General features: G+C 48.9%; 18 protein-coding genes. 8 read left to right on the top strand and 10 right to left on the bottom strand.

The annotated features are described in order from the left end of the window. The first annotated feature begins 203 nt into the window (after positions 1-203). On the top strand, positions 204-1,679 hold the full coding sequence (gene glgA / locus PN498_RS02805; RefSeq protein WP_272061159.1) for a glycogen synthase GlgA: 1,476 nt from the start codon (positions 204-206) through the stop codon (positions 1,677-1,679). A gap of 296 nt (positions 1,680-1,975) precedes the next feature. Here the strand turns inward: glgA and PN498_RS02800 are convergent, their stop codons facing one another. Beyond that, positions 1,976-2,635 (bottom strand): Uma2 family endonuclease, encoded by a 660-nt coding sequence (locus PN498_RS02800; protein WP_272061158.1) that lies wholly within the window; start codon positions 2,633-2,635, stop codon positions 1,976-1,978. Between PN498_RS02800 and PN498_RS02795 the strand changes: the two genes are divergently transcribed. Next, positions 2,635-2,835, top strand: a complete 201-nt coding sequence (locus PN498_RS02795; protein ID WP_272061157.1) for a hypothetical protein — start codon at positions 2,635-2,637, stop codon at positions 2,833-2,835. The genes PN498_RS02800 and PN498_RS02795 overlap by 1 nt on opposite strands. Here PN498_RS02795 and PN498_RS02790 read toward each other — a convergent pair. The 6 genes from PN498_RS02790 to PN498_RS02765 form a co-directional block, all read right to left on the bottom strand. Next, positions 2,825-3,304: a GNAT family N-acetyltransferase gene (locus PN498_RS02790; protein ID WP_272061156.1), complete on the bottom strand. Its 480-nt coding sequence runs from the start codon at positions 3,302-3,304 to the stop codon at positions 2,825-2,827. The two genes, PN498_RS02795 and PN498_RS02790, sit on opposite strands and share 11 nt — an antisense overlap. A gap of 331 nt (positions 3,305-3,635) precedes the next feature. After that, the gene (gene fmt / locus PN498_RS02785) at positions 3,636-4,637 is read right to left on the bottom strand and encodes a methionyl-tRNA formyltransferase (protein ID WP_272061155.1); all 1,002 of its coding nucleotides are present in this window, start codon (positions 4,635-4,637) and stop codon (positions 3,636-3,638) included. A gap of 106 nt (positions 4,638-4,743) precedes the next feature. Then, positions 4,744-5,793, bottom strand: a complete 1,050-nt coding sequence (locus PN498_RS02780) for an OmpA family protein (RefSeq protein WP_272061154.1) — start codon at positions 5,791-5,793, stop codon at positions 4,744-4,746. 105 nt (positions 5,794-5,898) lie between these two features. Beyond that, positions 5,899-7,563: a SpoIID/LytB domain-containing protein gene (locus PN498_RS02775; RefSeq protein WP_272061153.1), complete on the bottom strand. Its 1,665-nt coding sequence runs from the start codon at positions 7,561-7,563 to the stop codon at positions 5,899-5,901. 100 nt (positions 7,564-7,663) lie between these two features. Next, on the bottom strand, positions 7,664-8,089 hold the full coding sequence (locus PN498_RS02770) for an HNH endonuclease (RefSeq protein WP_272061152.1): 426 nt from the start codon (positions 8,087-8,089) through the stop codon (positions 7,664-7,666). Beyond that, entirely contained in the window at positions 8,086-8,493 is a 408-nt protein-coding gene (locus PN498_RS02765; RefSeq protein ID WP_272061151.1) for a hypothetical protein, read from the bottom strand. Before PN498_RS02765 ends, PN498_RS02770 begins: the two co-directional genes overlap by 4 nt. Positions 8,494-8,683: 190 nt before the next feature. Here PN498_RS02765 and PN498_RS02760 point away from each other — a divergent pair, with 190 nt between their 5' ends. The 4 genes from PN498_RS02760 to PN498_RS02745 all read left to right on the top strand — a co-directional run bounded on the left by PN498_RS02760 (position 8,684) and on the right by PN498_RS02745 (position 12,952). Next, positions 8,684-9,295, top strand: a complete 612-nt coding sequence (locus PN498_RS02760) for a Uma2 family endonuclease (RefSeq protein WP_272061150.1) — start codon at positions 8,684-8,686, stop codon at positions 9,293-9,295. Between the two features lie 135 nt (positions 9,296-9,430). After that, entirely contained in the window at positions 9,431-9,988 is a 558-nt protein-coding gene (locus tag PN498_RS02755) for a Uma2 family endonuclease (protein ID WP_272061149.1), read from the top strand. A gap of 418 nt (positions 9,989-10,406) precedes the next feature. Further along, positions 10,407-12,212, top strand: a complete 1,806-nt coding sequence (locus tag PN498_RS02750) for a hypothetical protein (RefSeq protein ID WP_272061148.1) — start codon at positions 10,407-10,409, stop codon at positions 12,210-12,212. Between the two features lie 56 nt (positions 12,213-12,268). Next, on the top strand, positions 12,269-12,952 hold the full coding sequence (locus PN498_RS02745) for a helix-turn-helix domain-containing protein (protein WP_272061147.1): 684 nt from the start codon (positions 12,269-12,271) through the stop codon (positions 12,950-12,952). Here PN498_RS02745 and PN498_RS02740 read toward each other — a convergent pair. Continuing rightward, the gene (locus PN498_RS02740) at positions 12,936-13,079 is read right to left on the bottom strand and encodes a hypothetical protein (protein WP_272061146.1); all 144 of its coding nucleotides are present in this window, start codon (positions 13,077-13,079) and stop codon (positions 12,936-12,938) included. The two genes, PN498_RS02745 and PN498_RS02740, sit on opposite strands and share 17 nt — an antisense overlap. A 308-nt stretch (positions 13,080-13,387) precedes the next feature. Between PN498_RS02740 and PN498_RS02735 the strand changes: the two genes are divergently transcribed. Continuing rightward, positions 13,388-13,672, top strand: coding sequence for a hypothetical protein (locus PN498_RS02735; protein WP_272061145.1), 285 nt, complete (start codon positions 13,388-13,390; stop codon positions 13,670-13,672). A 694-nt stretch (positions 13,673-14,366) separates the two neighbouring features. Here the strand turns inward: PN498_RS02735 and PN498_RS02730 are convergent. Next, a complete protein-coding gene (locus tag PN498_RS02730; protein ID WP_334312216.1) occupies positions 14,367-15,239 on the bottom strand; it encodes a DMT family transporter in 873 nt (290 codons plus the stop codon). A gap of 79 nt (positions 15,240-15,318) precedes the next feature. Continuing rightward, complete coding sequence (locus PN498_RS02725; protein WP_272061143.1) at positions 15,319-15,747, bottom strand: DUF2267 domain-containing protein; 429 nt, start codon at positions 15,745-15,747, stop codon at positions 15,319-15,321. 343 nt (positions 15,748-16,090) lie between these two features. On the opposite strand from PN498_RS02725, the gene PN498_RS02720 reads away from it, so the two are divergent. Next, positions 16,091-16,951, top strand: coding sequence for an SDH family Clp fold serine proteinase (locus PN498_RS02720; protein ID WP_272061142.1), 861 nt, complete (start codon positions 16,091-16,093; stop codon positions 16,949-16,951). Positions 16,952-16,992 lie beyond the last annotated feature (41 nt).

The raw sequence follows: 16,992 nt of genomic DNA, 5'->3' as shown, positions 1-16,992 counted from the left end.
CCCTACTCCTTCAGAAGAGTGAAAATACCTTTTAGCATGTTAGCGCTCTACTTCTATGAAAGACAGTCAGGAGAAGCGAAAGCAATCATCTTCGAGTTCAAAGTTTATTTTTTCCAATCTACCTGAGTCCCCTTGCCTCTCGGAGACGTTCCTGTTTGAATAGGGTCAATACAAAATGAACTTTTATTAAATTAGGGATACCTATGTACATCGTGCAGATTGCCTCAGAATGTGCACCCGTCATCAAAGCAGGAGGATTAGGTGATGTCGTCTACGGCCTCAGTCGTGAGGTGGAAGAACGCGGGCACTGTGTAGAAATCATTCTGCCGAAGTACAACAACATGCGCTATGACCACATTTGGGGGCTCCATGATGCCTATCGGGATCTGTGGGTGCCTTGGTATGGTGGCAGCGTTCATTGCTCAGTTTTCTGCGGATGGGTACACGGGCGGCTGTGCTTCTTCATCGAGCCGCACTCAGAGGATTTCTTCTTTGATCGCGGCGTTTACTACGGCTGTGACGACGATGTTATGCGCTTTGCCTTTTTTAGCAAAGCCGCATTGGAATTTTTGCTAAAGAGCAATAAACGGCCTAATGTTATCCACTGCCATGATTGGCAAACAGGCTTAATTCCTGTAATGCTCTACGAGATGTATCAGTATCACGGAATGGACAATCAGCGGGTACTGTACACCATTCATAACTTCAAGCATCAAGGTTTTGCTGGTTCTGAGGTTCTCTGGGCAACGGGCCTTAATCGCGAGTCCTATTACTTCCAATATGATCAACTGCGTGACAACTTCAATCCCTTCTCACTCAACTTTATGAAAGGTGGGATTGTCTATGCCAATCACATCAACACCGTTTCACCGCATCATGCTTGGGAAGCTATGCACGGTGACGCTGGATTTGGGCTAGGACACACCCTACACCTCAAAAGCTTCAAATTCTCCGGTATTCTCAACGGCATCGACTATGCAACGTGGAATCCAGAAGAAGACCCGCACATTCCCTACGATTACGGTATCAGCACTTTTGAGGATAAAGCACTCAACAAAAAGGCACTTCAGGAGAAACTGCTTCTGAGAGCCTGCGATAAACCTATCCTGGCTTTCATTGGTCGCTTAGACGATCAGAAGGGGGTTCAATTGGTACATCACGCAATGTACTTTGCGCTCAGTCGAGGCGCTCAGTTTGTGCTGCTAGGATCTGCGACCGACAGCGTGATCAACGATTGGTTCTGGCACGAGAAGCGTTACCTAAACGAGAATCCTGACATTCATTTAGAACTTAGCTTCAATGAAGAACTTGCTCACCTGATTTATGCAGGGGCAGACATGATGGTGGTGCCCAGCAAGTTTGAACCCTGTGGTCTGACCCAACTCATCTCCCTGCGCTACGGTACGGTGCCTATTGTCCGGGGGGTAGGGGGTCTTTACAGCACCGTGTTCGATTGGGACTACGACAATGAGCATTCTCGTGAAGAGCGCACTGGATTTGTCTTCTATGACAGTGATAACTATGCGGTTGAATCGGCAATGAATCGGGCGATCGATCTCTACTACAACGAGCCAAAGCTTTTCCAGCAGCTAGCGATGCAGGGAATGCAGTATGACTACTCTTGGAAGCAGTCCGGCGAGGAGTACATTAAGATGTATAGCCAAATTCGCCATCAATAAACCAGACCCTCGTTTTGAAGGCATAGGCTTTCCTGAAACGGTTTCTGGGATTAGTGCTCTTGAATCAAACTCGCTAGAGAATAAAAAGCCTTTCCTATCTCGTGCATTTCAGTATTTTCATTCAGACAAAAGATTTTCTGTCGCTACGAGGAATGGGGTTTTAGAGATTCTTCGGCGGGAGTGACATGTGAGCGTTAGGAGAGTTCTGAGAATGAAAGTACCCGGCTGTGGTGCATTATGCTGCGCTAATGACACCCTACCAGTGGTAAATGCTTTTCTAGTCACAGGTGTTACCCCTACTCTGCAAGTTCTAACTGCTGGTTTTCCCTTACCCACTGTCGAAACGATTTCATTGTCTTATTTCGTCCCTCAACCCGACTTTGCTCAACGTACTTTGGAATTACTGATGGTAATGACCATCCTGGAAATGTGGGACTATCTTGAACTTCCACATAGCTCCCATCTTGAAGCTGATAAATGCGAATAGATTGTCCCACTCGTCGCCACAGCTCGGGAACACCTAGCGCAGCATAGGTTTCAGGATGGGTGCGGGAGGTAATATCCACCTCCAAGGCTAGATCTGGAGGTGGATCTACGGTTAGGTCCAATCGCTTCTTGCCGCGAACAGCTGTTTCGTACTGAATGTAAAAACATTGGTCCGGTTCAATGCCTTTCAACATTTCTGAGTGCTTAAAGGTGGTTGAACCCAGCGTCAGAAATTCAATGTCGAGTTCCTCTAGGAAAGCTTTCAGTAAATCACTGATGATTTCTTTATCAGATTCGTGTTCGGGTAAAGGGGCCATGATTTCCAGGATGCCGTTATCGTAGGCGATGCGAGAGGCGCGATGTTCTCCCAGTTCTTCTAAAATCGCCTCAAATTCAGCCCAGTCCACATTGTGTAGCAGTAATCGTTGTCCTGGTGGCACGTCGAGTTTTCTGAGCGGAATCATTACCATTGCATTCCTCCCAAACAATACGCGGCAATGCGCTAATCATAAGTCACGTCACGGCTGGCTGGGCAATTAATCGACGTATGAGCTGTCGATCGCAGCGCTATGTCACTCCCATCTACTGGGTTGCCTACAAGCGTCACCGATTACTGTCAGGACGCACATGGCGATCGCGAATGCCGTTGTACTGCCATCCTATTCTTTGAGGGCCAGTTCAAGGCAGGTGCAGGAATAACCGGCGTTCATGCTCTCGAAGGCATCGACCACCTGAAATCCTTCACTTTCATATAGGCATCGTGCCGGTGTGTTACCGGATAGAACGATCGTCCAAGCTTGGGCACCAATCCGATGAATGGCCGATCTCAAGAGCCGTCGCCCAATGCCCCGTCTGGCATACTTTGGATCGACATAGAGCCAGGAAATACAGTGCTGGTCGATGCCAACAAAGCCGATAACGGTATCTTCAAAGCAGGCAACAAACTTTTGGGAGCGATGAAAATCATCCGCTTCCTCGTGGTCATTTGCCAAGGGTACAAAGGCTTTTGGGTCACAGGAATTTCTGAGTTCGAGCGGGCGAGCACGATCATGAACCGCACAAACGGCTCTCCAATCTTCTGGGCGATAGGCTCGAATAGTGACTTGTGAAGCACTTGGCAGAGTTGTGTTGGCAAGCATAATTCTCTCCAAAGTAGATGCGTGGTGGTATGCCTCATGGGTGCATTGGCTGTGCAGCCTGACTCATGTTGCTTAAGTACCGTCCAAAGGGCATAGGAAGCCAGTGACAGGAAACAGGGTGGACTTGTTTCACTGCATACCGCTGCAAACCATTTTGGGATCTACAGTGCGATCGCGGGATTCTTCGGATGACGCGAGAAAATTTTGGTTGCTATAGCCGTCGTCAGTTCCGTTAGGACAAGACGGCGAGCCATCTGGCTATCGGCTAGTAACTGGATGCTATTAGGTGCACAAGCCTAGAGGGCTAAAGCTATAGATGCCATGATTGAGCCTACACAGGGGACGAGAGATATTCTCCTATATCAATACGATTGCCGTTAGCAAAATCCCATCCAGTCTGAGCCTTTTTACCGCTAGGCTTCACGGTGTGCAGCAGCAATAATCCATCGCCCGTTTGAATAATGGGGCCAGTTCCCTTAGCGATCGCCACAACTGTACCGGGTTCTCCGTTTATCTGGGCCGTTTCACAGACGGATTGCAAGTCCTGAAAAGTTGCGGGTAGCAGGCTCCAATAGTCTTCCCCAAGGGGAACGGTCACCTCAATCTTGAGATCCTTGCTGCGAAATTTCGTCAAGCAGTTGGGGTAGAAACCACGGATTTGGTTGTGCAGTTGAATCGCCGGTTTATTCCAATCCAGCCAGTAGTCGTCCTTTTGAATCAAAGAGGCATACGTCGCCTCATCGTCATTCTGCGGTACTGGTGTCAGCGTTCCTGCATTGAGTTGGTCGAGTGTTTTGGGCAACAGGTCAGCACTCATGGCAGCTAGATCCTGAGCTAAATCCCAAGCATTGTCTAGCAGACCAATGGTTCGCTTACGGTCTAACAGCGCAGGGCCTGTATCCATGCCGACGTCCATTTGCATTGTCGTAATGCCGGTTTCCGATTCCCCGTGATACAGGCACCACTGAATCGGGGCGGCGCCTCGGTATTTGGGCAACAGTGATCCGTGGGCATTGATGCAGCCTAAACGAGGCATCTCCAAGATGTCAGCTGATAAGATTTGTCCGTAAGCAACAACCACAAAGGCATCGGCCTGCACAGACGCCAGCTTTTCCAACGTTTCGGTATCTTTCTTGATGCGCTGTGGTTGCCAGACAGGGATGTTAGCAGCGGTTGCGATCGCTTTCACTGGTGAGGGCGACACTTGCTTGCCCCGTCCGCGTCGCTTGTCCGGCTGCGTCACCACCGCCATAACTTCAAAGTCAGGGTGGGCAATGAAGGTTTCTAAGCTAGGGACGGCGAATTGGGGAGTGCCAAGATAGACGATACGCATAGATGGGTAGATGAGTGAGGACGTGGAGAAGGAGAGGATGATTTTTGAATTCCGCGTAGCGATACTAGCTTCTGACTCCCTTCAACTTAAACTTCCTTTCCATAACTCACGGCACGATCGCAATTGTAATGCGGCGGGTCAACTGAATCCCCCCTGTGCTACCCAGGGTGCTGTCACCGTAGCCCACGGCAACCCAGTGAACTGAGTCGTCGCCGAGTCTTTGAGACAGGTAGCGCTGAACAGCGATCGCCTGTTGGTAGGAAAGCTCGGTTGCCGTATTGCTGTCTGTTTCAATGTCTGTATAGCTACCAACGACGATAGTCGCGTCACGATAGCGTCCAATATCTTGCAAGATATTGTCCAGCAATGGCTGAGCGTTGGATTGCAAAATGGCTTCTCCAGTGGTGAAGAGCACATCGCTGGGTAGAGTAACTCGATAGGCGTCTAACTGGAATAGTGGGTCGGGTGCTGCTTGCAAAGCAGGTTGAAGCGTGGGCGTTGGAGGTGCCTCTTCGGCAGGTGCTTCTGTTGAAGGCGAAAGCCGATTGGTTGCGTTGTCCAGTCGTTCTTCTAGAGAGAGCGCAACATCGGGAAGTCCTAGCTGCTGCTCCACAGCAGCCGTACGATCGCGCAATCGCTGAACGTCCGCTGCGATCGCGTCCAACTCCACAGAGACTTGTTCTCGTTGGTCATCAGATAGTGCAATGGGTCGGGACGGTTGAGTTGGGTTAGCGGGAGCGGTCTCAAGACGCGATGAGACGGATGATGTACCGAGATCAACAGAGTCACCCGCCCACCACTCTGGCAGGCGACCTAGTTTCTGGAAAAATCGACTGGTCCTCCTTGTGACAATCTCTTGAGCGGGTGGCTTTGGCTCAGATGCAGGAAGAAACTGAGCCACCAAAATGCCCAACAGCCAGGCCCCACCAACGCCCACCCCCAGCAGCGACCATCGCACAATCCACGCTAGCAGTGACCGAATGCCCTGCCATCGGTTCGGCGACTGGATTGCCGGTTCGATTTGGGTTGGGACACCTTCCGGCAGACCTTCCCCAACAGGACCAATTTCTGTCTGCGGTGGTGGATTGTTGAATGGTGGCAGTTCAGGCATAATCGCTACTGATGTTAAGCGTTCAACGTTGGAAGATGAGGGCATTCAACCTTAGCTTGAAAATGCTTGGATAGGGTTTGAAGTTCAAAATCCAAAGAGGTCAAAACATCACCCATCCCTGACCCTGTTTACCTTCGACGGTTCATCCTGTTAACTCTCTGGTTCCTCAGCGGGTTGTAACGGCACGTCAATTTCGTAAGGATCTTTCCAAAGAATCAGCTCATCGCTAATGGGCTGTAATTCGGTGCCGGGATAATAAAATTTGACGATACGTTCGCTGCTCCAGCCTAGATCACCCAAATTATAGGCTCCGGTCTGGCTCATGCCGACGCCATGCCCAAATCCACCGCCAATGAAGCGGTAGCCTGTGAGTTCAGGTTCTGTTGCGCCCGGAGGTTGCTCGTACAGCCCAGCAGTGTAGAACAGAAGGCTAAGAGGGGCAGCGATCGCCCGAATCACTTCATCTTTCTCCAAGGTGACGACACCAGCATCCGTAGCAATTTGCAGTATTTGAACTCGCCCAGACTCCGCCCGTTCAGTAACCACCAAGCGCTGCACTTCAGTAAAGTTTGCCAAAGGATGACTACGGGCCTGTAAGTACTCTTTTAGGTCCTGCCCAATGTCTTCTAAGCTAGCGTCTTCCTGCCAGCGAAAGGTGTCCCAGGTCTCTTCGTTGAAGCCTGTCTCTAAGGCCAAAAACGCTTTGAGGTTGGCTTCATCATTGAGAGGACGCTGGGCAATGTTCCAACTCCCGGCCACAGAATCAACAACCGGACGTAGGTAGGGACGATCCGGACCATTCCACACGTGGCTAAAGGCTGCTGTAACCCCCCCAGCGTTGGAAGAATAAAGGGCATCAACTAGTTCGTTCTCGTAAGTTAGGACTTGTCCTTGGGTGGCGGCGATCGCCCGATCCGTCACGTCGGCTGCCCCGGTAATGCCGCGATAGACCTGACATTGGGTATCGGCACAGAGTTCGTAATCATCAATCTCGAAGCGGCGTAGATTCCTTAACACATAGGTGCGAGCGAGAATAGCCTGAGCCTCAATGGTTGTCGGCGGCGCACCTAGTCCAATCTCGTAAGGTACTACACCACGTAGATAGGTTTCAATCGGGACCTTGTTAACCAGGGTGTAGCTACCGTAAGCGTTGGGCTGTAAGCGCAAATTACCGCCGTAAACCCGCACGGTCTCTTCGACATTACCGACTTTTTCAATGACTCGAACCCGCTGACTAGCAGTTGTGATGCTGAAGATATCGCGGTTGTAGCGGAATCCGTTGAAAATTGCGGCTGATTTCGGCAAATCTTGCAACACTCGGCTGTCGATATAAACTTCGTCATAGCCCGCTGCTTGTAGATCCTTGTGCAACATACGTCGCAGCAGCGGCGTGCTGTAAACGTCTCGTTTGGCCCACACCTGCCAGTCGTCAGGTTGAGCAATCTCGGTCTCAATTCCCTGCTGTCGCCACTGATTAGCACTATCTTCAGCACTCTCAAAGCTGCGATGGGTACTCAGCACAACCCGTTCTTGTAACGCAGCCCCCTCTAATGGAGTGGGTGTTGTATCGAGAACAATTTGGTTGGTGGTGACTGTTTCGAGTTCATCGCCTGTCTTGAACTGTACAGTCAGCTGATCACCCCCTAGCGGCTCTATCACCAGCGTTTTGGTATCGTCTCGACCAAAGCGCTGCACAATGCCAATCTGAAGAATGGGGTTTTGAGGTGCTTGGGCCTGCGATCCTGCTGGCCATAAAAAACTGGCCGAAATTGCGACACTAGCAGCAGTGACAACATGCTTCAGAACAAGGGGCATAGGGAAATGCGATCGCGCCATATCCAACTCAATTCATTCTCTGCAAACGCTCTTCGCATTGTAGCCGAGCGATCGCGGATGTTTTGCGTATGCATCAACTTCAAGCAGGCGGATGCCACCCCACCTTGACCCAGAGCTTACGAGAGAGGACTAATTCCACTCTATTCATCCGTAGAGTATCTATTGAAATCCGCCCTACTATCGTTTTCCCAAACATCAATGTACTGTCAGAGTTCCACTCAAAGTGATCAGACCATAACTGCTTTTGAGGGTGAAACAGACGTGTCTCCTGCTGGGAAGCAGCATCGAATACGGCTACCCTAGACGCTTTATAAAGATTACAATCCCAACATGCCAAACAGAGGTTGTCCTTCTCTGTCGCTCCTCCAAGGGACTCCGGGATAATGTGATCAACCGTCAGGCGAACTCCAGAAATCTGCTGCTGAGTTTGGCAATAAGCACAACGAGATTGAAACTGCTCCACAATTGCTAATCGAAGGCTTTCTGAGATTCTGCTTTTGCTCATGGAGATGGAGCAAGTTTTGCAATATCGTGGCCTCGTTCCGCCAGTATGACCGCAGCTTGGGCTCGAACCATCATAATTTGATTGAAGTGATCAGATAGAACCTGAACCTGTTCTGCTTCAACCGATGTGAGTCCTTCGCGCTGTCTTTTCTCCAGCAGAACTTGCATTAGATCATTATCTTCATCAGAAACTGCAAAGGTTGCTGCGTCCCACAATTCCTTGTCAGTTAGCAGAGAGAGTTGATTCAGCTGTGCTTCGATGTCAGCAGCGTATTTTGAGTTAGTGGATAGGGCTGAATTCAAAAGATGCAGCGTTTCTTCTTCTAGAGGACGCTCCGAGTCATGGGCCAGCTCAACAAGCTTCTGATAGATTGAGTCTGGTAAGCGTATAGTAAGGGTTTGCATCGTCCCAGTAATCCCTCATTAAGACAATAGCTTTGCTAATGCAGACTTGCTTGTATCTAAACTCAATTCATTCGCTGCAAACGTTTCTTGCATTGTAGCCGAGCGATCGCGAAACACCTGAAGATCGCTCGCAGTAGCTCTCAGAAACTCGCTAGAATATTGAGCACACTCTCGGCAAAGCCAGCTATTGATGACTAATCTACTGGTTAAATCCGTAAAGACGCTGCTACCCATCAATCTTTCCTCATTTTTTGAACTGTCAGAGATGAGTGAGGAGCAGTTCTATGATTTTTGCAAAACCAATCCTGATTTAAGGATTGAGCGGAATGCCGGTGGAGAAATCATCGTTATGCCTCCAGCCTTTTCAGATGCTGGAAACCGTAACGGTCGAGTTTTTGGACAGCTTTATATTTGGTCTGAAGCCGATGGGACAGGAGAAGCTTTTGACTCTAGCTCAGGCTTTACTTTATCCAATAGTGCAACCCGATCTCCGGATGCTGCCTGGATTTCATCTAACCGTTGGAACAGGCTAAAACCAGAAGAACAAGCCTCTTTTGCACCGATCGCTCCTGACTTCATTGTAGAACTACGATCAAGTAGTGACACGCTAACGAATCTGCAAGAAAAAATGGCAGAGTATGCCGCCAATGATGTTCGATTAGGATTATTAATTGATCGAAAAAATCGCCAGGTCCATATTTATCGTCCTGAGCAAAGACCCAAAATTTTAGACAATCCTGAATTGGTCAATTGCGAACCTGAAATGCCCTTATTTGAATTAAAAATGGCAAAAATTTGGTGAAGTTGATTGCCTAATTTTTATGCATTCACTTATTCAGAAGTGTCAGCACAATGGTGCAATGATGACGCCCAAGACACAGTAACTCCGTAAAGTAGGATCTGAACAGAGAGTCACAAGCAGCAGAGGGATTAAGTCATGCGAACGCTAACCAAATGGTCAGTTGCAGACTATCAGCACATGCGAGAGCTAGGCATCCTAGATCGCCGTCGCTGCGAACTCATCAACGGAGAAATTTGGGACATGGCTCCAGAGGGGGAATTTCATCGCTTTGTCAACCATAGAGGAGTTAAGTATTTACGCAAAGTGATGAAAGGGATGGCAGAAATTTTCGAAGCTCATCCGATCACGCTTCCTGAATCTGAGCCACAGCCGGATATTGCCGTCGTTCGTTCCCCTGATACCCGTTATCTGAAACATCATCCGTATCCTGAAGATATCTACTGGCTAGTTGAAGTGGCCGACACGACTCTGACTTACGACTTGAACACCAAGCGAGAGCTTTACGCCAAAGCTGGAATTGAGGAGTATTGGGTGATCCATGTCGCTAGCAAACAGTTGACCGTGTTCAGAGATTTATACAACGGTGACTTTTCAACTCAAACCACGGCTGATAGCGGCATCCTTTACCCTGTCGCTTTTCCTAATGTAGCAATTGATATTCGCAGCCTAGTCAGCGTTCCAGAGGAGTATTAAGGCGATCGCCCACCCGATCAATGGCAATATGTTCTAAACAAACCTACCGCCCTAAGCTTAGCGATCTTCAATTCTTATCTAATGAATTTGCAAAATAGTCTTACTTGTAAAGAAATCCAGATATTTCCGTACAGTTACGGAATCGCCAGTGTAGTCTATGCACGTTGATAGGCTGTAATTTTTTCACCCCCTTCGCGTAAGCAACCTCTTTTGCCTAATGAATTAGTAGGTGAGAGCTGTGTTCGTTTGGGCTGTAATCAATTACCCTCTACGGCATCTTTCAAGTTCCCCTTAAATAGAAAACTCTCATACATCTCGTACCAATTGTGGAGAGTAATCACAATCACGACCCAATGAGTTATCCGTGTGCTTGTTGTGATTGCGATATTTGGTGCATTAACCCCAATTTCTCAGGACTATGCCAAACAATAATTCTCTAAGTACTGCTCAAAATCTAGGAGTTTTGAGTGGAGCAATCACGCCAATCTCAGAATTAGTCGGTTCAACTGATCGCAATGATTATTACAGGTTTACGTTAAACCAAAATAGTGACGTGAATTTTGGTCTGATAGGTTTGGATCCTGATCCTGCACAACTGCAAATTATTGCAGATTTTAATAACGACGGAATTGTAGATAACAGCGAAATTATTGAAGAGGATGGTATCAATGATTTCTCTTCAGTAACTCAAGATCGCTTCATCATCACACCATTACCTTCAGGAACCTACTGGGCAAGAGTAAATACGACAAGGGAGAATCAGAACACCTCTTATACCCTGACTGCTCAAGCCTCAATTAGAGATGGAGATTTACAGTTTGACCCAGGCAATACTCTTAGTACAGCCTTTGGCCTAAGCAGTCTGGGTGTAGGGCAAATCTTGAACGATACGGTTGGTTCACTGGATCGTGATGACTACTATGCATTTACTCTGACTCAAAATAGCGACGTTCGGTTAAGCCTGACGGGTTTGGGTCCAGATCCTGCACAGCTACAAATCATCACAGATTTAAACAATGATGGATTGGTTGATAACGACGACATCATTGCAGAAGACGGCGTTAACGATTTTTCTTCTACAACACAAGATCGCTCTATCGTTACGTCACTGACTCCAGGAAGTTACTGGGCACGAGTAGTCACAACTAGAGAAAACCAGAATACAGGCTACACCCTAAGTGCACAAGCTATAGGTAGAAATAGCGACTATCCTATCGATCCAGGCAATAGCCTGGAAACAGCTGTAGACTTAGGTAATTTAGGTCCAGAGCGAACTTTTGAGAATGTCGTTGGCTCAAATGATCGCGACGATTACTACAAATTCACCATTACTCAAAATACTGAAGTTCGCTTAGTCCTAACAGAATTAGGAAATGATCCAGCACAGTTGCAGATTATTACCGATTTCAACAATGACGGATTGGTTGATAGCAACGACATCATTGAAGACGATGGTGTTAATGATTTTTCTTCTACGACACAAGATCGTTCCATTGTCGCGCCATTATCTGCAGGTACCTATTGGGCTAGAGTATTTACGACTAGAGAAAACCAAAATACGGGATATACCCTAACTGCACAAGCCATTGGTTTACCGGGTATTGATAACAGTTTCGAACCCGATGATTATCTAGCATCAAACCCTGACTTGCTCTTAGCGTTCGGCTATGACTTAAATGCCGCAACACTTCATTACCAAAACTTCGGGCAGGCAGAGGGGCGACCACTAGATACGTTTCCAGAAGAGCAGTATCTAGCTTCTTATCCCGATTTACAAGCTATCTTTGGCAACAATACGAGCGCTGCCACTCAGCATTATATTCAATTTGGTTTCAGCGAAGGGCGCGATCCATTAGCTGGCTTTGATGGTGCTGCTTACATTGCATCCTATGACGATTTAATTAACGCCTTTGGCTTTAATCCTGCTGCAGGTGTAGCGCATTTCCGAACTTCAGGGATTCAAGAAGGCCGCACAATCACGTTTGATCCGCAAGAGTATTTGGCTTCCTATGGGGACTTGATTCAAGCATTCGGTTATAACCTTGCAGCAGCGACTCAACACTTCATCACGCTTGGACAGTCAGAGGGGCGTAGTCGTGATTTGTTTGACGCTGCGGAGTACGTCGCTCAATATCCAGATTTGGCTGGTTTCGGTAATGATTTGGCGGCTGCGACTCGGCACTACATTCAATCTGGTTTTGGTGAAGGTAGAACAGTGGCTTAGTCGGACAGGTCTTATGAGAGGCTAGAGAACAGAAGTCTATCAATAACTTCGACTCTATGCTGGATAAAACTGGAAGCTCTGAATCATCTACCGATCGCCTTAAAACGTTGATGGCGGCGGTGGGGGTTCAGAGCTTTCGGGCGTTGGCTCAGAAGGCGGAGGTTTCTGAGTGGGCGGTGCGGCAGTTGAGGCACGATCGCATCACTCAGATGCGTATCGAAACCCTACACAAGCTAGCCGCCGCGCTTGACCTGTCGCTACCCGAATTGCTGCAAGTGTTTGGGGTTGTCGATGACAGTTTGGACGGCTCTGAAGTTGCTGCGATTGGACAGGCAGAGGATCAGCGCGATCGCATCTCTACCCTAGAAGCTGAATATCAGCGGCTACAAACTCAGCATGAACAGCAGGAGAGCTTGCTGCAAGAGCGGTTTCAAAAGGAAGTCCTTGCTGCGATTGAAACGTGGCTGCTACAGTGGCCGACGATTGCTCACGCCGTTGAGAAAAATCCAGATTTGCCCGCGAGTCGTCTGGTGCCGATCGTTCAACCTGTGCAGGATCTGTTAGCGCACTGGGGAATAGAGATGATCGCGTCCGTCGGTGCTGAAATTCCTTATGATCCTCAACAGCATCAACTGATGGACGGTGCTGCTGAACCGGGTGATCTGGTCAGAGTGCGATACACCGGCTTTAGGCAGGGGACACACCTACTCTATCGGGCAAAAGTCAGCCCAGTAGGATAAGCCGGGAGCGTCCTGAGTTGAGGCTCTGAATAGGTAGGACACGACGCAACCTCAGGACAGTCGCGATCGCGGTAGCGACGAAAGGTTTTTCGGCGTTCGGACTAATGCCGTGCAGGAGGAGCAGCACAATTGCGGCCCATCCTGGGAGATCGCGAGGTTAAGGAGATGTCATGCTTTAACCCATTCGGCTTGCTCTTAGGGATCAAATGACTTATCATCAGCAACCATAGCTGCCTCCGTGCAGCTTGCTGTCCCCGAAAGTTTGGTCGGCGGCACTGGTAAGTGAGGCAACACAAACCAGCGCCTAACCCATAGACAGATCCAGGCTGTCGTACGGGCTGTGCCTATTTTAGGTCGCCCCACCGAAGCGCTTCGTCTAAGGGCGACTGAATCTTCGGGGATTCCAACCCAAACCGATTCTTGGAGGAATCCCCAGTGATTACTATTCAATATTTCTTGCCGTCTCACCACGCTGAGGCGGCACCGCCGTCGCTGCCGAGCTATCCTGCTCATCCTCAGCGACGACACAAGCGGCTACGCCTTTACTTGGTGGGCACTGAAGCGGACACCCAAAGCGCCATTGATTTGTTTCATCTACGGAACTGCATCGAGCGCATCGAGTGGAGTCCGAAGATCGACGTGCCGGAGAACGGTGTATTGATAAGGCAAGATCCTGGTGACGTTTTGCGATACTTGCAGCGCGACAGGCTATTCGAATAGCAAGCTCCCCGGTTTCTTGGCAAAGTTCGAATGATGTCGGGCTTCCTAATGGAAACCGGGAGTTCGAGGGATGAGGTGCGGCATCCAGTTTGAAGCAGTCTCGTCCCTCACCCCTCACCTAATGAGCTGCAACGCGGACGTGCTAACCACGCCTCTTTTTTCAAGATTGCCAGCACAATCGTTTCCCCTTGCGGTCACAAAAAAAGCGATCGTCCCCAAATGGGCGATCGCTCAAAAAACACTTTCATCACTCGCTACAGGAAACTTCTCGGCACAATAACCGGGTTAAACAGGTCATTGTGTCTAAAGTTCTTGCAGAAGCTCTATATCAGTATAATTTGATGTTTCGATTTTTTCTATAGGTGATATTGAGCATATAGCGGCATGTACTTGCGTCAAGCACCCCTTGCATTCCCTATTCCTCAGATCTTGCAGTTGTCCCGACATTGCCTGGTCTGGCCCCCCTGCCCCCAAATTTGGAGGGGTTCTGAGATCGAAGTCCCCCAAATTTAGGGGATTTAAGGGGGCAAATGCAGGATGCTGATGTACTAGGGCAAGATCTCAGTATTCCCTATTCCTTACTCTCCTAAAACACTGAGATGGATTTAACCAAGCTGCACAGGGCTATAGAAAATCCAAAGGGGCGTGCCAAGTTCACAATTGGCACTACCGTCAAAGAACAGCGTGAGTAGCCCTATCGAGAGCGACTGAGAGAAGCGACGCTGGCAGTGACAATACTGACCCCCAGCAATTGCAAACTTCCTAAAGCCTCTTGAATGGCAACCCAAGCCAGCACCACGGTCAGAGCTGGATTGGTGGACCCAATCATAGCCGCAGCGGTGGCGCCGATAGATCGAATCCCCAGGTTGTAGAGAATGTGACCGATGAAGGTGACAATGCCTGAGATGATGCTGCCAATCCAAAGGGGCGTCCACCTCAGCTCTGAAAGATTATCGATCGGCCAGATGATGAGACAGAGTGCCGCAAACCATAGCGTGAGCGCAAAGCTGGCCCACGTATACGTCAACGGATGCATGTAGTTGAAGCTTTTTTGAGCGTTGATGGTGTAGGTGGCATAAGCCATACCGCTAGCGATGCCTAATACGGCTCCCCAATAGCCACCGTCACCCGTCCACTGCTGCGGGGGAATGGTCAATATGCTGCCCAGCAAAATGCACGTCATGATGCCCCATTGCAGAGCCGTTGGTTTTTGCTTGAGAAATCGCCATGACAGCAAAGCCGTGAAGATGGGAAAGGTGAAAAAGAGGGTGAGGGCGATCGCGGTCGCAATCAAGCCAATCGACACATAGAGCAAGCCCAAATAGGCAAACATCAATCCACCCCCGGCTAAAGCATGGCCAAGGGCTTGGCGCTGGGACCGTTTCGAGAGCTTGCGAATTTCATGCCAAATGGGAGGATAGAGCCAAGTTGCCAGCAGCGCCATCAAAGGCACAGCTGGCAGCATCCTCAGCAGCAGTAGCAAGAACGAATTGTGTAAGGTCGGGGCTACAAATCCGCCAGTTGTGCCTAACCCCAACACAGTCTGCTCAGCAAACAGAATCCGCACGACAACGTTCTGGATACAGAAAAAAATTGAAGAGAGTAAAACTAAACCGAATCCCAGCAAATGATTCTCCGCGTTTACTCTAGACCTGTTCCCAAAGAACGCGCAAACCATCCGGCAATACTTTCGAAATTTCCTTCGCTTGCTCAGGAGGAATAGACTCTCTAGCAGCAGAGAAGACCGCAACGACAACCGCTTCAGCAGAAACGTTTTTAGGAACTCCCCCCTCTTGCTTAACTCGCCTCAGGAAAAGCTCTTCGTCAATGTCTAGGGGAGGGCGAAAGCGGCTCAAGAAGGACACAAAGGGATTGTCGTCTCGCCAAATTTCAGCAATATCCGCATTTTTGAAGGCAGCCTCAGTTTGCTGATCAGTCTCAGTCGTCATCAAGTCTCGTAGAGTACGGAAGACGACCGTTGTCAGGTCCCGTGCATCATAAATATCGGGGAGACTAGCCCGCTGCATTACTTTCTCCAAAAAGGCTCTTTCAGTAGCGCTAAAGTTTTCGGCCATAACCTTACTTCCACCCCCTTCCGCACAACATTTATTTAAAATCAACAGGATTTGTTTCCCGCCGATGCTATCACGCAGCATGAGACAACTGTCTAAATTTTGTTGCAGGCCATACAGACAGTTTCGCTTGCCACGTTCGGATATTAATCCCAACTAACAATACCCATAGGCGATGCACCCATGCAATGCCCCCAGGGCGCACTCAAACCAATGGTAAGGCCGTGTATCAGCAAGGGAGGCAAAGTTCCCATCCATCAATATTGATAATGGTCATGTATCGAAAGACAGTGTCCAAGAACAAAGCAATCTGCAACGCTAAAATCTAAATGCGTTTGATGGGTCCATGTCTTTTTTTAATCTATTTCTCGTTTTCCTGGTCATCTCTTCAATTCAGCCAGTCATTCAACGACGCAGGGTCGAAATGAAGCGGCTAAATTCAATCCGAGCCTTCGAGCAAAAGCGCGGAAGTCGGGTCATTTTGATGATTCACAGACAGGAGTCGATCAGCTTGCTTGGGATTCCACTCTCCAAGTTCATTAATATTGAAGACTCCGAACAAATTCTACGGGCCATTCGACTGACGCCCCCAGAAATACCTATTGACCTAATCCTGCATACGCCCGGAGGACTGGTTTTAGCGACTGAGCAGATTGCACGAGCTTTGATCCGACATCCTTCCAAGGTGACGGTGTTTGTGCCTCACTATGCGATGAGTGGTGGCACTATGTTGGCAATGGCAGCGGACGAAATTGTCATGGATGAAAACGCTGTTTTGGGGCCTGTCGATCCGCAGCTGGGCAATATCGCTGCGGCCAGCATCTTGAAAGTCTTAGAAGAAAAGCCGATAGAAAAAATTGATGACCAAACGCTAGTTACAGCAGACGTGGCGCGTAAAGCGATCGCCCAAGTTAAATCTTTTGTGCGTACGCTTCTAGAAGACAGCATTCCTGATCAGAAAGTTGCTCCCGAAAATATTGACGCCATTATCAATCGCTTGACGACAGGGCAGGTCACACACGACTATCCCATTACGGTGGAAGAGGCCGCCAGCTTGGGTTTGCCTGTCACTGGAGGTCTGCCAATAGAGATCTACAACCTGATGGAGATGTACCCTCAGCCCATGGCAGGACGGCCTTCTGTGCAATACATCCCTCTGCCCTATCAAGATCGTCCAGTATTGCCCGGCAAAGCAACGAGAGAATGAGCATGGGGAATGAAAGGCTGAAACAGAGCGAGCAAAGGAGA

The sequence above is a fragment of the Oscillatoria sp. CS-180 genome, from assembly GCF_028330965.1.
Lineage (GTDB): Bacteria > Cyanobacteriota > Cyanobacteriia > Phormidesmidales > Phormidesmidaceae > Halomicronema.
The sequence above is the reverse complement of the archived record's forward strand: the minus strand, read 5'-3'. Positions and strand labels throughout refer to the sequence as shown.

Excerpts from the sequence above, each read along its gene's own strand:
- glgA (WP_272061159.1), top strand. The coding sequence starts at position 204 with ATGTACATCGTGCAGATTGCCTCAGAATGTGCACCCGTCATCAAAGCA.
- PN498_RS02800 (WP_272061158.1), bottom strand. The coding sequence starts at position 2,635 with ATGGTAATGATTCCGCTCAGAAAACTCGACGTGCCACCAGGACAACGA.
- PN498_RS02790 (WP_272061156.1), bottom strand. The coding sequence starts at position 3,304 with ATGCTTGCCAACACAACTCTGCCAAGTGCTTCACAAGTCACTATTCGA.
- fmt (WP_272061155.1), bottom strand. The coding sequence starts at position 4,637 with ATGCGTATCGTCTATCTTGGCACTCCCCAATTCGCCGTCCCTAGCTTA.
- PN498_RS02780 (WP_272061154.1), bottom strand. The coding sequence starts at position 5,793 with ATGCCCTCATCTTCCAACGTTGAACGCTTAACATCAGTAGCGATTATG.
- PN498_RS02775 (WP_272061153.1), bottom strand. The coding sequence starts at position 7,563 with ATGCCCCTTGTTCTGAAGCATGTTGTCACTGCTGCTAGTGTCGCAATT.
- PN498_RS02770 (WP_272061152.1), bottom strand. The coding sequence starts at position 8,089 with ATGAGCAAAAGCAGAATCTCAGAAAGCCTTCGATTAGCAATTGTGGAG.
- PN498_RS02765 (WP_272061151.1), bottom strand. The coding sequence starts at position 8,493 with ATGCAAACCCTTACTATACGCTTACCAGACTCAATCTATCAGAAGCTT.
- PN498_RS02760 (WP_272061150.1), top strand. The coding sequence starts at position 8,684 with ATGACTAATCTACTGGTTAAATCCGTAAAGACGCTGCTACCCATCAAT.
- PN498_RS02755 (WP_272061149.1), top strand. The coding sequence starts at position 9,431 with ATGCGAACGCTAACCAAATGGTCAGTTGCAGACTATCAGCACATGCGA.
- PN498_RS02750 (WP_272061148.1), top strand. The coding sequence starts at position 10,407 with ATGCCAAACAATAATTCTCTAAGTACTGCTCAAAATCTAGGAGTTTTG.
- PN498_RS02745 (WP_272061147.1), top strand. The coding sequence starts at position 12,269 with ATGCTGGATAAAACTGGAAGCTCTGAATCATCTACCGATCGCCTTAAA.
- PN498_RS02725 (WP_272061143.1), bottom strand. The coding sequence starts at position 15,747 with ATGGCCGAAAACTTTAGCGCTACTGAAAGAGCCTTTTTGGAGAAAGTA.
- PN498_RS02720 (WP_272061142.1), top strand. The coding sequence starts at position 16,091 with ATGTCTTTTTTTAATCTATTTCTCGTTTTCCTGGTCATCTCTTCAATT.